At 61.6% G+C, this 14,492-nt stretch carries 15 protein-coding genes; 8 read left to right on the forward strand and 7 right to left on the reverse strand.

Annotation, left to right across the window (positions count from 1 at the left end):
- Positions 1-9: 9 nt before the first annotated feature.
- The 3 genes from K3752_RS04245 to K3752_RS04255 are packed head-to-tail and all read left to right on the forward strand — an operon-like array spanning position 10 to position 2,119.
- Positions 10-690, forward strand: coding sequence for a molecular chaperone DjiA (locus K3752_RS04245; protein ID WP_170340209.1), 681 nt, complete (start codon positions 10-12; stop codon positions 688-690).
- A 4-nt stretch (positions 691-694) separates the two neighbouring features.
- The gene (locus tag K3752_RS04250) at positions 695-1,708 is read left to right on the forward strand and encodes an endonuclease/exonuclease/phosphatase family protein (protein WP_260066253.1); all 1,014 of its coding nucleotides are present in this window, start codon (positions 695-697) and stop codon (positions 1,706-1,708) included.
- A 39-nt stretch (positions 1,709-1,747) separates the two neighbouring features.
- Positions 1,748-2,119, forward strand: a complete 372-nt coding sequence (locus K3752_RS04255; protein ID WP_260065157.1) for a hypothetical protein — start codon at positions 1,748-1,750, stop codon at positions 2,117-2,119.
- A gap of 9 nt (positions 2,120-2,128) precedes the next feature.
- Here K3752_RS04255 and K3752_RS04260 read toward each other — a convergent pair whose 3' ends face one another.
- The 5 genes from K3752_RS04260 to K3752_RS04280 all read right to left on the reverse strand — a co-directional run bounded on the left by K3752_RS04260 (position 2,129) and on the right by K3752_RS04280 (position 7,909).
- On the reverse strand, positions 2,129-3,670 hold the full coding sequence (locus tag K3752_RS04260) for a Ppx/GppA family phosphatase (RefSeq protein WP_170364623.1): 1,542 nt from the start codon (positions 3,668-3,670) through the stop codon (positions 2,129-2,131).
- A 49-nt stretch (positions 3,671-3,719) separates the two neighbouring features.
- Positions 3,720-4,409, reverse strand: coding sequence for an HdaA/DnaA family protein (locus tag K3752_RS04265; RefSeq protein ID WP_260065158.1), 690 nt, complete (start codon positions 4,407-4,409; stop codon positions 3,720-3,722).
- The gene (locus tag K3752_RS04270; RefSeq protein WP_170340814.1) at positions 4,410-5,483 is read right to left on the reverse strand and encodes an AI-2E family transporter; all 1,074 of its coding nucleotides are present in this window, start codon (positions 5,481-5,483) and stop codon (positions 4,410-4,412) included. It lies immediately after the preceding gene.
- An 87-nt stretch (positions 5,484-5,570) separates the two neighbouring features.
- Positions 5,571-6,545, reverse strand: a complete 975-nt coding sequence (locus K3752_RS04275) for an isopenicillin N synthase family oxygenase (RefSeq protein WP_260065159.1) — start codon at positions 6,543-6,545, stop codon at positions 5,571-5,573.
- Complete coding sequence (locus tag K3752_RS04280) at positions 6,545-7,909, reverse strand: FAD-dependent oxidoreductase (RefSeq protein WP_260065161.1); 1,365 nt, start codon at positions 7,907-7,909, stop codon at positions 6,545-6,547. Before K3752_RS04280 ends, K3752_RS04275 begins: the two co-directional genes overlap by 1 nt.
- Before the next feature lie 165 nt (positions 7,910-8,074).
- Here K3752_RS04280 and proS point away from each other — a divergent pair, with 165 nt between their 5' ends.
- Together proS and K3752_RS04290 are read left to right on the forward strand one after the other, a co-directional pair.
- Positions 8,075-9,415, forward strand: coding sequence for a proline--tRNA ligase (gene proS / locus K3752_RS04285; protein ID WP_170340821.1), 1,341 nt, complete (start codon positions 8,075-8,077; stop codon positions 9,413-9,415).
- On the forward strand, positions 9,399-10,292 hold the full coding sequence (locus tag K3752_RS04290; protein WP_260065164.1) for a glycosyltransferase family 2 protein: 894 nt from the start codon (positions 9,399-9,401) through the stop codon (positions 10,290-10,292). Before proS ends, K3752_RS04290 begins: the two co-directional genes overlap by 17 nt.
- On the opposite strand, the gene K3752_RS04295 is transcribed toward K3752_RS04290, so the two are convergent.
- Entirely contained in the window at positions 10,289-10,648 is a 360-nt protein-coding gene (locus K3752_RS04295) for a hypothetical protein (RefSeq protein ID WP_170340824.1), read from the reverse strand. The two genes, K3752_RS04290 and K3752_RS04295, sit on opposite strands and share 4 nt — an antisense overlap.
- 312 nt (positions 10,649-10,960) lie before the next feature.
- Between K3752_RS04295 and K3752_RS04300 the strand changes: the two genes are divergently transcribed.
- The 3 genes from K3752_RS04300 to K3752_RS04310 all read left to right on the forward strand — a co-directional run bounded on the left by K3752_RS04300 (position 10,961) and on the right by K3752_RS04310 (position 14,012).
- Positions 10,961-11,965 carry a DUF6492 family protein gene (locus K3752_RS04300; RefSeq protein ID WP_260065165.1) on the forward strand — a complete coding sequence of 335 codons (1,005 nt, stop codon included), beginning with the start codon at positions 10,961-10,963 and terminating at the stop codon, positions 11,963-11,965.
- Positions 11,966-12,046: 81 nt separating this feature from the next.
- Positions 12,047-13,333, forward strand: a complete 1,287-nt coding sequence (locus K3752_RS04305; RefSeq protein WP_170390982.1) for a lipoprotein-releasing ABC transporter permease subunit — start codon at positions 12,047-12,049, stop codon at positions 13,331-13,333.
- Positions 13,326-14,012 (forward strand): ABC transporter ATP-binding protein, encoded by a 687-nt coding sequence (locus tag K3752_RS04310; RefSeq protein ID WP_170365685.1) that lies wholly within the window; start codon positions 13,326-13,328, stop codon positions 14,010-14,012. Before K3752_RS04305 ends, K3752_RS04310 begins: the two co-directional genes overlap by 8 nt.
- Here the strand turns inward: K3752_RS04310 and K3752_RS04315 are convergent.
- Positions 13,996-14,433 (reverse strand): DMT family transporter, encoded by a 438-nt coding sequence (locus tag K3752_RS04315; protein WP_170340233.1) that lies wholly within the window; start codon positions 14,431-14,433, stop codon positions 13,996-13,998. The genes K3752_RS04310 and K3752_RS04315 overlap by 17 nt on opposite strands.
- Between the last annotated feature and the right edge of the window lie 59 nt (positions 14,434-14,492).

The following is a 14,492-nucleotide window of genomic DNA, read 5'->3' on the forward strand; positions in this document are numbered from 1 at the left end:
TGTGCGCCCATGTCGATCTGGTCCCGCATATCCGAAGCGCTGAGCGCCCTTGCCAAGGGTGAAAGCCTGACGGCCGTTTTTGAGAAGTTGCGTACGCCGCCCGAACGCTCGGTGGCCTTCGCGATTGCTGTCATCGCTTTGGGCGCAAAGATGGCCAAGGCAGACGGGCAGGTGACCCGCGACGAGGTGACCGCGTTTCGCGAGGTGTTTCGTATTCCGCCGGAGGAAGAGGCCGGCGCGGCGCGCGTGTTCAACATGGCCCGGACGGATGTGGCCGGGTATCAGGAATACGCACGCAAGATCGCGCGCATGTTCGCCGAAGACAGCACTACCCTGTGCGACCTCATGGAGGGGCTGTTTCACATCGCCATGGCGGACGGGTTCTATCACCCCAACGAAAACGAGTTTCTGGAGGATGTGGCGCGGATTTTTGGCCAGACCGATGCACAGTTCAAAGCCCTGCGTGCGCGCTTCGTTCCAGATGCGCCCAAGGATCCCTACACCGTTCTGGGCGTGACCCCTGACACTCCACTACCCGAGATCCGAAAAATCTGGCGCAGGCTTGTGCGTGACACACATCCAGATGCGATGATGGCCCGTGGTGTTCCCGAAGAAGCAATTCGCCTTGCCGAAAAAAAGATGATCGACATCAACCGCGCCTGGGATGAAATCAACGGCGCGCGGGTCTGAGACGATGCGTCTGGCGACCTACAACATTGAATGGTTCGCCAATTTGTTCGACCGCAATGATGAACTGGTTGTCGATGACAGCTGGTCGGGCCGGCACAATGTCACCAAGGCACAGCAGATCGAGGCCATTGCGACGGTGCTGACGGCCGTCGACGCCGACGCCATGCTGATCGTCGAGGCGCCGAATACGGGCAAATCGCAAAACACGGTGCGCGCCTTGCAGCATTTCGCCGAGACGTTCGATCTGCGTACATCCAATGCGATCATGGGTTTCGCCAACGATACGCATCAAGAACTGGCCCTCTTGTATGATCCCGAGGCCCTGACCACCCGGCACGACCCGAAAGGAGTGCAAGATGGCGGCCACGATCCCGACGATCTCCCACGCTTTGACCGCGAGTTTCGGATCGATCTGGACATTGACGCGACCGAGGATCTGGTGCGGTTTTCAAAACCACCCATGGAACTGGCGGTCCGAACCCGGGCCGGGTTCGAGTTCCGGTTGATCGGTGCACATCTGAAGTCCAAGGCACCGCACGGAGCCCAATCACGCGACGAAGCCTTGCGCATCTCTATCGCCAACCGCCGCAAGCAGCTGGCGCAGGCTGTCTGGCTGTCGCGCCGGGTGCGCGCGCACATAGCCGCTGCTGAACCGGTGATCTTGCTGGGCGACTTGAATGACGGGCCGGGATTGGATGAATTCGAACATCTTTTCGGGCGGTCATCGGTGGAAATCCTTCTGGAAACCGGCCTGTACGATCCGCATCCCGCACAGGCACTTCGACCTCGGCCGGGTTGGATCCCATCGACCGCGCGCTTTGCCCGCCCGAAGGAAGGCCAATATCTTGAGGCGTTGTTGGACTACATCATGATCAGCGAGGATCTGAGGGTCCGCAGTCCGGTCTGGCGCATCTGGCACCCGTTCCGGGACGAGCACTGCTGGACGGTGCCGGAATTGCGCGATGCCCTGGTCACGGCCTCAGATCATTTTCCGGTGACGCTGGACATCGACATCTGACCCTTTCAACAACTGATCCCGCCCCTTATATTTCAGGTCATGAAACGATTGATGCTGATAGGTGCCGCGGCCCTTTTTGCCGCGCCGGCCGCAGCCCAGGACGAAGGCGGTAAGTCCCTGATGGAGCAGGGGGCCGAACTGTTCTTCGAGGGCCTGCGAAAGGAAATGGAGCCCGCGCTTGAGGACCTTCTGGGGCTTGCCGAGCAATTCGGCCCGGCCATGCAGTCCTTTATCGAGGAGATGGGCCCGGCCCTTGCCGAGATCGGCGGCAAGGTCAAGGATTGGAGCGCCTATGAGGCGCCCGAAATGCTGCCCAACGGCGACATTATCATCCGCAGGAAACCGGACGTTCCCGACCAACCCGATGAGGTTACTCCCGAAGAGGACGACGAAGGCGCAACCGATATCTGATCGTCCGGATCAGCCCTGCATTTTGACGATCGGGCGCGATTTCAGCGCGTTCGCCAGTGACTCGAATCTTGCCTCGGCCACTTCGTTGAACAAGGGGCTGAGCGACTTGGGCAGATAAAACTCCAGTTCGCGCTTCTTGGGGTAGAACCGCAGCTTGCCAGTTGCCGCGTCGTTCTGCATCCACAGCATTGCGCCGAAACGCATGGCCTTTCCCAGAATCTCGGCCTGCTTCTGGTCGCGCTCGTCCAGCAGTTCGTACAGAGGGGCGAAGCGGTTGCCCTCTCGCTTGTTCCGGTAACGATGCTGCAGGGCAAGTCCGATGAAGACACGTTCCGAGTGTTTCAGGCCGCCCAGGTTGGCGCGGGTCACATTGTCGAAACAGACCTCGGCCCGATAATCGGGGTGGGCGCGCCAGCTGACATCGTGCAACAGGCAGGCCGCCTTGATCAGCCGAACTCGGGCCGGAGGGGCGGACCGAAACAGCGGCATCACGAAATCGTAAAGATGTGGCCCGAAACCGGGCAGGCGAGCGTCCTTTTGCTCCGAGAACCGGCAGGCCTCGATCAAAGGGTCGCAATCCCGCAGAATCTGGGGCATCTGCTCGTACAGCAGACCCTCGCGGATACCATAGCTGGATATTGCGATGTCTTTGGGTTTGAAGGTACGGATCAGCCGCGACAGCACGTCCATGGCATACGGAATCAGGGCCATCCGCGAGCTTGAGACCCCAGCCTGAGAGCGCAGGTGTTCGTGGTCGCCCTTTTCGATGAACTTGATCGTTTCGCGCACCTGCTTGGTGGTCATGCGGTATTCGTGCAGCACGTTCAGCGGATACCCGCGGCGCAGCATGTCCAACCTTGCAAAGGCTCGCCAGCTTCCGCCGACCAGGAACAGTCGGTCGCGCTGCGGCCCCATCTGGTCCCGCAGCGCCTCGAGTGTTTCCTTGATGTGGGCCTTGCGGGCGCGGCGCCCGCCCTTGATATCCCGGAGTTTGAGCGGCCCCAGCGACGAGGACACGCACCGTCCGACCGATCCGCCGCCGATCTCTGCCAGCTCCATGGACGAACCGCCGATGTCGCAGATCAGGCCGTAGGCGCCCGGCCAGCCCAGCAGGACACCCTGAGCCGACAATCGGGCCTCTTCCTCGCCGTCGATGACCGAGATATGCAGCCCTGTCTCGGCCAGAACTTCCTGACAGAACTCCGGACCGTCTTCCGCCTCGCGCACGGCGGCGGTGGCCACAACGTGCAGTCCGGGCAGGCCAAGATCGCGGGACAGGTGTTCAAAGCGCCGCAGCGCCGCCAGCGCACGTACGCGACCGCGCGGGTTCAGCCTGCCGGTTTCCGACAGCCCGGCGCCAAGCTCGCACATGACTTTTTCGTTGTAGAAATAAGCGGGTGACCGGGCCGCGCCGTCAAAGATAACCATCCGGACCGAGTTCGATCCGACATCGACCACGCCAACGCGCGAGAGATCGCGGATTCCCGGATGGTCGAACAGCGGTCTTCCGAATGGTCCCCAGTCCGGGATCCTTGCAGCGCTCTGTTCCATGATCTCCCCAACGTTGCCTCGCGCAGGATGCGAAATCGGACCCCACGGGTCAATCACCGGAAACCGCCGTATCGATTTCGTTGTTCAGAACGCGCACGGCCAAGGTCCGTGTTATCTCGCGCTTTTCTGCCAAGGCGACCTGATCCAGTTGCGCGACCACCTCGGCTGCGGTTTCAAACCGGCGATCCATGTGCTTGACGAGGTAGGCGATGACGTCCGGGCCCGGGTTCAGCTGTCGGTCGACGAACAGTTTCGCCAGAACCGCGCACAGCAAGGCATCATCGGGCGGATCAAGCGCCACATGATGGGCACCTTCCACCCGGCTTTGCAGGTCGGCCAGCGGCAGTTCCCAGTATTTGGGGGCAAGGCGCCCGGTCATCAGCAGGGCATACCCCTCGGCCAGAACCAGATTGTGGAGGTGAAACAGGGTTTTCTGCTGGTCTATATCCCCGGCGATCATCGGGATGTCCTCGACCGCCACGGGACTTTGCGCAAGTGCGGGAACATCTTCGTGTTTCAGATCCGCGGCCTGCACGATACGCCCGCCTGTCTCGGCGGCCCAGACATGCGCAAGATGGGTTTTGCCCGATCCGGCCGGGCCGCTCAGGACCAGCTTGTTGCCCGGCCAAGAATTGGCCGAAATCATTGCGACGGCCAGCGCATTCGCGGGAGATACGAAAAAATCCTCGCGCCCCAGCGCCGTCATCGCCGGAAGATCAAAGCTCAGCTGTTTGGCCATTCACTCGCTTTCCGGATCCAGCTCGTCACGCCCCGTGTACAGGCGGCTTGTCAGATATTGCGAAGTTCCGAAACGTGCAAGCACGCCCAAGGCCGCAGCGACTGGAACGGCGATCAGCATGCCGACAAACCCGAATAGCGCGCCAAAAACGGACAAGGCCAGAAGCAACCAGACCGGGTGCAGCCCGACCGAGTCACCAACCAGTTTGGGCGTCAGGAAATTGCCTTCGACGACTTGGCCGATGGCGAATATCCCGGCCACCAGACCGATCGAGGCCCAGTCACCCCAGAATTGGAACAGCGCCAGGCCGATGGCCAGCGTACCGCCGATCAATGCGCCCAGATAGGGAATGAAGGTGACCAACCCGGCGATGAAACCGACCACCAGGCCGAATTGTAGGCCGACGATCATCAAGGCAACGGCGTAGTAGGTGCCCAGGATAAGGCAAACCGTACCCATGCCGCGCACGAACGAGGCAAGAACAGCGTCAATATCGGCGGCCAGCTTGCGGATCGTCGGCGCATGGTCCCGGGGCAGCAGATCGTTGATCCGGGCGATCATTCGGTCCCAGTCCAGCAAAAGGTAGACGGCCACGACGGGCACAATCACCAGAAGGACCACGATGTTCACCGCTGACCCGACCGAAGCCATGACCGTTTCGAGGATGTCGCCTGTTTTGCCCTTCAGCGTGTCGCCCATTGAAAGAAGGAACTGGTGGGTGTTCGATTCCCGGTCCAGCAGCGACGGGAATTGCCGCTCGACGAAGGCTCGCAATTCCTGGAACAGGCTGGGCAGTACGTCCACCAGATCGATCAGCTGAGTGATCAGGGCCGGAACCACCATCAGGATCATCAAGGCAAAGGCAAGAATACTGAAGACGGTAATGATCGCCGTCGCAGCCGCGCGGGAGAGCCCCATGTTCTCCAGCCGATCGGCTACGGGATCCAGGAAATAGGCCACTGCGCCGCCGATCACGAATGGCAGCAGAACGTCGCCCAGCAGCCACAACAGCAATATGAATATCGCAGCGGCGATGCCCCAATATCTGAATTGATCCCGAACCGGCAACGCCATCGCGGCCTCCTGACTGCGTCGTTGCCCTTGTTCTTGGCTGATGAAGGCCCGCGATGCAAGCGGTTCATGGATCAGTGTTTTTGTGTCTCAGTCGTGCAGAGTGCCCAGTTCCGGCGTGTCTTCGGCGGCGGTCTCGTCGGACCAGTTGGTGCGCCAGATCTCGGCGGACCAGTGACCGCAATGTACGGACGGGCGGTCAAATCCCGGCAGCGGCGACAGCAGCGGAGAAACCACCACGTCGTGCCGTGGTACCGCGAAATAGGGAAAAGAGTAGCGCTCCTTTCCGGATCGGTTGACCACGCGGTGCGGGGTCGATTTCAGGCGCCCTCCGGACCAGAGCTCGAGCATGTCCCCGATGTTGACGACAAACCCACCGGTTGGGCAGTCGGGAGTGATCCAGCCCCCGCCCCGCGTCTGGACCTCCAGCCCACCCACCGGGTCGGGGGCGATGATGGTCAACGCGTCAGTGTCTTTGTGGGGGTGGATGCCATAGCCGCCCTCTTCCGGGGCCTGCGGCGGGTAGTGCAGCAAAGTCATGTTGGTCAATGGGTCACGGAACGCATTCCGCAGGCAACCCGCAGGCAGTTCCAGCCCGGCTTCCAACGCGCCCAGCAAGCTGTCGGCCACCTGATCCAATCGCGCCCAGTATTCAAGGATGATGTCCCGCGCATCCGGTACCTCTGCGGGCCAGAGGTTGGGTCCGTAAAGCGCGCAAACCCGGCGGATGGGCGCATCCTCGGCCACTTCGTGGTGCAACTTGTAACCCTCATACTTGTCCGCATGTCCCGACCCGTCATTGGGCGTGAAGAACCCCATCGGGATATATCCGCGATAGTTCTCGCGGGTGATCGCCTGCTGCCATTTGCTAGCTTCGTCCACGTCGAAAACAGCGCGAACGCAAGCCCGGACCCGCTCGACCAGCTCTGGCGGGATGCCCGTGCCGGTGATCGAAAGGAAACCTATCCCGGTGCACGCGTCCATAACCTGCTGAACGGTTTTTCCGTGGTCAGGGTGGGCCTCCTGCAACAACGGCGCAATGTCGATCGTCAGGATGTGTTCCATCAGTGGATCCTCACGCCTTGTCTCTCCAATTCGGAATGAACCGGGGCCAGGTTCAATTCGGACAGCTCCTGATTGCTTTTCAGTGCGATGGCGGCCGCGATGCCGGCCCCTTGGCCCATCACCGCGCAGCAAGCCATGTTGCGTGTCGCCGCATGGGCGATGCGGTCGGCCCCGTGAGACCGGCCAGCCACCAGCAGCCCACGCACCCCCTTGGGCAGCATCGAGCGGTAGGGTACCTGCATGTAGCGCCCGGTGGTGGGCAGGATCAGGATGCCGTAACCGTCGATGAACTCCGGGTAGATGCCGATCGTGTCGTCGAACCGGCCCTGATGGCGCACGTCGTCCTCAGTCATGTTGTAGACCGCGTCGATCTTGCGGGTGTCACGGATGCCGATGGTCATGCCGAAGTTTCGCAGCCGTGCATTTTCGCATCCGGGCATGAACCGGCGCAGAGCGTCAATCGCCAGCATGGTCTGGCGGCGGCCCTCGATCTCGCCCCTGGTCAAGCTGTCCGGGTCTGTTCCGTCGATCCCGGCCAGGTGGATCAGGTTCATATAGGTCAGTTCGCCCGAGTCATGCATTGCACCCCAGGTGCCCGCGATGGTGTTCAGGTGCGCCGGAATGAGGCCTTGGTCGATGGCCTGCTGGAACGGCTTGTAGACGAAGGGCGAGAACATGTCGTCCTCCTTGCCGCTGGTCTCGATGTTCCATTCACCGCCGCCGCCCCAGTCCTTGTAGGTCTGCGGGTCGGCCTTTACGCCCTCCATGAAGGCGCGCTTGTCAACCCCGGCCAAGTGGAACATGACCGAGGCCGCCATCATCTGTTCCGGCTCGGTCTTGCGGGTTGGGGCGCCGGCACGGTGGGCCACGTCGGCATCGCCGGTGGCGTCGATCACGATACGGGCAAGGATCGCCTCGCGCCCCGCCTTCGACTCGGTGATCACACCGGTGATCCGGTCGCCGTCCATGATCGGGGCCACGAACTGGCGATGCAGCATAGGGCGGACACCGGCCTCTTCCACCAACCGGTCGGCCACCAGCTTGAAACCCTCGCTGTCCAACTCGTAGCTCAGTGATTGGCTTTCCGGGACCGCCGCGCCCATCTCCTTGGCGCGTTGCTCGAACTCCCATCCGATGCCGCCGGCCTCGATGGTCTTGTCGTGCCGGTACCAGGCAAAGCCCTCGACCCCGACGGCGGTGATATTGCCGCCCATGCAGCCGAAACGGTCCAGCAGAGCGACCTCGGCCCCGGCGCGCGCGGCAGCAAGCGCCGCGGCCAGCCCTGCCGGGCCAGAGCCCACCACAAGTACGTCAGTTTTGTGCACCACGGGGATGTTTCGGGCGGGTTCGCGGATGGTCTGCATTGGAGCCTCGTCTTCAGAAGTCTTCCCACTGTTTCGAGGCCTGATTGGCGGGTCAATCAAAATTCCGACTGATCTGAGGTCGCAAATCCGCCATTGCCCGATTGCCCCCGGCGGGGCTTTCGCATAATCACGTGGCCGTGGAATTCTCACCTGCAAGGTAAAAACATGCGCCTCAGCCGTTACTTTCTGCCCGTACTCAAGGAAAACCCGTCCGAGGCCCAGATCGTCAGCCACCGGCTGATGCTGCGCGCCGGGATGATCAAGCAGGCTGCCGCCGGGATCTATTCGTGGCTGCCGCTGGGTTTCAAGGTGCTGCGCAAGCTGGAAAACATCGTGCACGAGGAGCAGATCCGCGCCGGGCACATCCCGATCCAGATGCCGATCCTGCAATCGGCCGATCTGTGGCGGGAATCCGGGCGATATGATGATTACGGTCAGGAAATGCTGCGCATGCAGGACCGCCACGGTCGCGACATGCTGTACACGCCCACCGCCGAGGAACTGGTCACCGACATCTTCCGCGGTCACGTCAGCAGCTACAAGGACCTGCCGCTGACGCTCTACCAGATCCAGTGGAAGTTCCGCGACGAGATCCGCCCGCGCTTTGGCGTGATGCGCGGCCGCGAGTTCTACATGAAGGACGGCTACAATTTCGACCTGACGAAAGAAGACGCGCTGCACGCCTACAACCGCCACCTGGTCAGCTATCTGCGCACCTATGAACGTATGGGTCTGCAAGCGATCCCGATGCGCGCCGACAGCGGCCCGATTGGCGGCGACGATACGCATGAGTTCCTCGTGCTGGCCGATACCGGCGAATCCGAGGTATTCTATGACAGCGCGGTTACCGACATCCGTTTGGGCGAGCGCGACATCGACTATGACGACAAGGCTCAGTGCCAGGCGATCATGGAGGAGTTCACCTCGCTCTACGCCCGCACGGATGAGACCCATGACGAGGCCCTGTTCCAGCAGGTGCCCGAAGAACGCCGCCGCAGCGCGCGCGGCATCGAGGTCGGGCAGATATTCTATTTCGGCACCAAGTATTCCGAGCCGATGGGCGCCACGGTGCAAGGCCCCGACGGCAAGCAGGTTCCGGTCCACATGGGCAGCCACGGCATCGGCGTCAGCCGCCTGATCGGTGCGATTATCGAGGCCAGCCACGACGACAAGGGCATCATCTGGCCCGAGGGTGTGACCCCGTTCCACTGCGGCATCGTCAACCTGAAGCAAGGCGATGACGAGGCCGACGCGGCCTGCGACAAGATCTACAAGGCACTGACCGCGCTGGGGCTCGAGCCGCTCTATGACGACCGCAACGAGCGGGCAGGGGGCAAGTTCGCCACGATGGATCTGATCGGCCTGCCCTGGCGTATCACCGTCGGCCCGCGCGGGTTGAAGAACGGAGTGGTCGAGCTGACCAGCCGCCGCACAGGCGAAAGCGAAGAGCTGAGCCCCGAGGCCGCCGTAACCCGCATTGCCGAGATCTATGAGCGCTCCGTCTGAAACCGGTGACGCGCCGCTGATCTCGGTGATCACGGCGACTTGGAACCTGTTGTCGCAAGGGCGTCAGGACACATTTCGCCGCGTCATCGAATGCATGGCGCGGCAGAATTGCGACCGTTCCGAGCACATCATTCAGGACGGAGCATCGACGGACGGGACGGTCGAATTCATTCAGGATTTGATCGCTGACGCGCCGCGCACGCGGCTGATCAGTGAACCGGACCAAGGCCTGTACGACGCGATGAATCGCGGCGTCAAAGCCGCACGCGGCGAATACGTGCTGTTCCTCAATTCCGACGACTCGTTGGCAGCGGATGATGTTCTGAACCGGGCGGCCGAGCGATTGACCGCGACCCGCCCGGACTATCTTTTTGGGTCAACCCTGCACCGATCCACTGACGGTGGCGAAAAGATGGAAAAACGGATGTCGGTCAAAGCCATCCTTCAGCGGATGCCGTTTTGCCATAACTCTGTTTTTCTGCGGCGAGATGTTTTTCTGCAGTTGGGTGGCCATGACACCCAGTTCCGCATTGCTGGCGATTATGACCTGATGTTGCGATTGGTTGCCGGGGGCTATCGCGGCGAAAGGATGGATGAGCCGATTTCATTGTTCTGGGGCCGGGGCGAGACCAGCGACCAGCAAGCGACGGGGCAGGACTATGCCCGAGTCTGGCAACGGTTCTTTGCCGATTATCGTGCGGCACAAGGATTGGATCTGGGTGATTTCGCGGAGTTCTATCGCCGCGGGCATATGCCGGCAAACCTGCTCATCGAGGTGCTGAGGCGCCCGGAAACGCCACTGCCGATCCGGCGGGCCGCCAAACACGGCCTTGCCAAGTCTCTACGCCGGTCCGTCCAGTTCTGGCGGCGGTACTAGGACCCGCCCGTCGCCGGACGCGCGCGAAGTAGTTCCCCATCCGCCCTGTCACCTCGGGCGACTACGACGGGGCGGCCCATACGTCGGACCAGATCCTTCAATTCGATGTCCAGGAACCGCAACCCGCAAAGCCGTTTGCCGGTCGCCCGGTCCATCAGGCACATGCGCCCGCTTTGGAATGCCAGGCGATAGCCTTTTTCGCGCAGCGTGTCGGCTAGACTGGCCCAACTGGCCGCACCGGCAAACAGCGGTCGGATGACGGCCCGCAGCAACGCTGCGGTTTCGCAATCCATGTCCTGAGAAGTGATCGTCGTGGCTGGCGCACCAACCTGTTCAATTTCCTTTTCAATATTCATGAGCGACCCCCGCTCTTTAAAATGTATTCCCCCACAATCAGGGTGCCAAAATTTCTTAAAAGAAGCAAAATGCGAAACAAAGTTGCTGTGAAAATGTTGCATTTCAAGTTCAGTTTAATGTCTGAACCTCACATTGACTTCATACCTGAAACAATAAGGGCCTGTCTGTGATGGGCTTCACAACCAGCGGTATAATCGTCTTTCGAAAATCATCCGCTGCTGGAATTTGCGCCCGATGGCTGATTCTGCGCCAACACGGCAAAGCGGATTTGGCGGCCGGTCGAGAAGCTGATACAGCGGCGCCAAGTGATTATGAAAGGCAACCCGACCGTGCTGAGTTTTGCCACGATAGTGTATTCCAAGGATTACCCGCTGCTCGAGTTGCAGGCGCGTTCTTTTGCGCGATTTGCTGATCCGGCCAAGGTTGCTTCCATCCATGTTGTCCTGAACGACGTGGACGAAACCACATTGCGGGCGCGTATCGAGCCCATATTGGCGGCTTATGGTCCTTTGCAATCCAAGGTTCGGGTCGTCGGGGGCGATGAAATTCTGCTTGGGGCAGGTCAATGCACCCGGCGTTCACTGGGCGACCGGCTTCTGATTGAAGGACGGCACCGTATCCCTTTCGTGCGAAAGGGGGGCTGGCGCGGCAACAACGGATACCGCGCGCAGCAGGTGCTCAAGCTGGGTGCCGCACGGATCGCCGAGGCGGAGCAGATGGTTATCCTGGACACCAAAAACCTGTTTCTGCGGACTTTCACTGAGTCAGAGTTCTTTTCGGATGGCGGAGCCGCCCGGCTTCCGTTCATTTCGGTCAACAGCGACTTTCACCGCAACTGGCTGCAGCAGAGCCTGGACGCTTTGCACGTCACGGTCCCGGATCTTGAGGCTTTGAAGACCACGACTTTTTCGACGCCGTTCCCGGTGCGTAGGTCGTTGGTTCTGGAGATGTTGGACGAGATCAACGAACACTACGGTTCGGTGCAGTCGCTCTTCGGATCGCGCCGTAGACCCTCGGAATTCATGCTGCTGAATGCATTTTGCCTCCGGTCGGATCTGGCTTTGCGCCCGTGGTTCGAGGACGCAACCAGCACTGCGCTGGGGCTTTGGCCGACCTATTCGCAACAGAAGCTGGAAGACCTGATCGCCAGGATCGACGAACCGGAACTGTTGAGCCTTGGTCTACACAACCGGGCGGTTTCCATGCTGACGCCTGAAACCCAAGATCGCTTGTTCGATGCCTTGGCGCGTCGGGGGATCAGTGATCGTGAGACGACCCAGTCCGTGCTGAGTGCAACTGCGTCGCTGGCCGGTTGAACGGGCGCGTACATCCAGAACCGGCTTGACCATCCAGCCAAATCCGGAAAATGTCCCCACCACAGATTTGCCGGAGCAGGAATGGCCAGAACACCCCCTCCCTTTGCCGCCTTCGAATGGAAGATCGCCTGGCGCTATCTGCGCGCCCGGCGTGCCGAAGGCGGTGTAAGCGTGATGACGTGGATCTCGTTGATCGGGATCACGCTGGCCGTGTTCGCGCTGATCGCCACGCTGGCGGTCCGGTCAGGGTTCCGGTCCGAATTCGTGGGCACCATTCTTGGGGCCAACGCTCATGTAACAGTCTACTCGGCCGGCGAACTGGACGCGCAAGGACAGGTTGATCGCACCATCGTTGAATACGACGCCATGGCCGAACGTATCGCGCAGGTGCCGGGCGTTCAGCGCGCCGCTCCGCTGGTCAAGGGGCAAGTTCTGATCACCAACCGCGATCGTAGCAGCGGGGTCGAGGTGTTCGGTATCCGCCCCGACGACCTGTACAGCCTGCCCGGTATCGCCGAAAGCGATCAGGCCTACGGCGACCTGTCCCGGTTCGAGGAGGGGATCGCCATCGGCTCGGGCGTGGCCCGCGCCATCGGTGCCACGGTGGGGGATCGGGTCAAGCTGACCTCGCCCAACGGGGTCAAGACCGCCTTCGGCACCTCGCCCCGCGTGAGTGCCTATGAAGTCGTCTACGTGTTTTCGGCCGGGCGCTATGACATCGACCGCACCCGCGTTTACATGCCGTTTTCCGAGGCGCAGAGCTTTTTCAACCGCGAGGGCGTCGCCGACGAGATCGAAGTGATGGTCGATCGCCCCGAGGACCTGAACCCCATCCTGATCCCTATCCTTGAGGCGGCGGGAGAACGCTCGCAGATCTGGACATGGCAGGATGCCTCAGGCGGTTTTCTGCGCGCGCTCGAGGTCGAGGACAACGTGATGTTCATCATCCTGTCGATCCTCGTGCTGATCGCCGCGATGAACATCGTCTCGGGGCTGATCATGCTGGTGAAAAACAAGGGCCGCGACATCGGCATCCTGCGCACTATCGGGCTGAGCGAGGGTTCGGTGCTGCGGGTGTTCTTCATCTGTGGCGCCTTCACCGGGATCATAGGCACCGCGATGGGCGTCATCCTGGGCTGCCTGTTCGCGCTCTATATCGATCCGATCTTCTCTTTCGTGAACTACGTGATGGGCGGCGGCGTCTGGGATCCGGCGATCCGCGGCATCTATGCCTTGCCGGCCGAGCTGCACCTGTCGGACGTGCTCAAGGCGGTGGGGCTGTCGCTGGGCCTGTCCTTCTTCGTCACCTATTTCCCGGCCCGCCGTGCGGCGCGGCTGAACCCGGTCGAGGCGCTGCGCTATGAATGATGTCACCTTGCGTCTGACCGGCCTGACCAAGACCTATTTGAAAGGCACGCCCGCCGAGGTGCAGGTGCTGCGCGGCGCCGATCTGGAGCTGCGGGCGGGCGAGGCGGTGGCGCTTGTGGCGCCTTCGGGGGCGGGCAAGTCGACCCTTCTGCATATCGCCGGTCTTCTGGATACGCCGGATTTCGGGACGGTCGAAATCGGCGGGCAGGATGCGACCGGCAAGGGCGACCGCACCCGCACCGCGATGCGTCGGCGGGATGTGGGTTTTGTCTATCAGTTTCATCACCTGCTGCCGGAATTCACCGCGCTGGAAAATGTCGTGCTTCCGCAATTGGCCAACGGGGTGTCCGACAGGGCGGCCAAGGCCCGCGCGATGGATCTGCTGGGACGTGTCGGCGTCGCCGACCGTGCCGACCACCGCCCGGCAGCTTTGTCGGGGGGCGAGCAGCAGCGGGTGGCTTTCTGCCGGGCCCTAGCCAATGAACCGCGTGTACTGCTGGCGGACGAGCCGACAGGGAATCTGGACCCAGGTACCTCGGATCAGGTCTTTGCCGCGCTGATGGGTCTGGTGCGCGAGTCCGGCCTGTCGGCGTTGATTGCCACGCACAACCTTGACCTGGCGGCGCGGATGGACCGGATGCTGCGGCTGGACGGGGGTGTGCTCAGGCCAGCTGAGTGATGGCGACGCCTACGGCCATCACCGCGATCCCGCCGGCGCGCATCAGGGTCAGCGGTGTGACCTGCGCGCCGAAAAGGCCGAAATGGTCAATGGCCGCGGTGCTGATCAACTGCCCCAACAGCACGAAGAACACCGCGTTGCCGACGCCGAAATGCGGTGCGACGTGGGTAATGGATAGCACGTAGAAGGCAATCAGAACCCCACCCAACAGCAGATGTTTCGGGGTCTGCGCAACCTTTGCCAAAGCTTGTGTTCCGGGGAACAGCAGCATCACCAGCGCCGAAGACCCAAACGCCACTGCAAACAGGATGACCGCAGCGGTGGTGGGCGAGCCGATCAGTTTTCCGAGCGCCGCATTCAGCGCGGCGAGAATCGGAACTCCGATCCCGGCGGCGAGCATGATGGCTGCATAATGTGTCATGGCCCGGACCCCTTAGCCGATTTCGTTGATCTGGATCATTGCGGGTCGTTACGGTTCGG

It is taken from the genome of Ruegeria sp. B32 (assembly GCF_025141855.1).
GTDB lineage: Bacteria > Pseudomonadota > Alphaproteobacteria > Rhodobacterales > Rhodobacteraceae > Ruegeria > Ruegeria arenilitoris.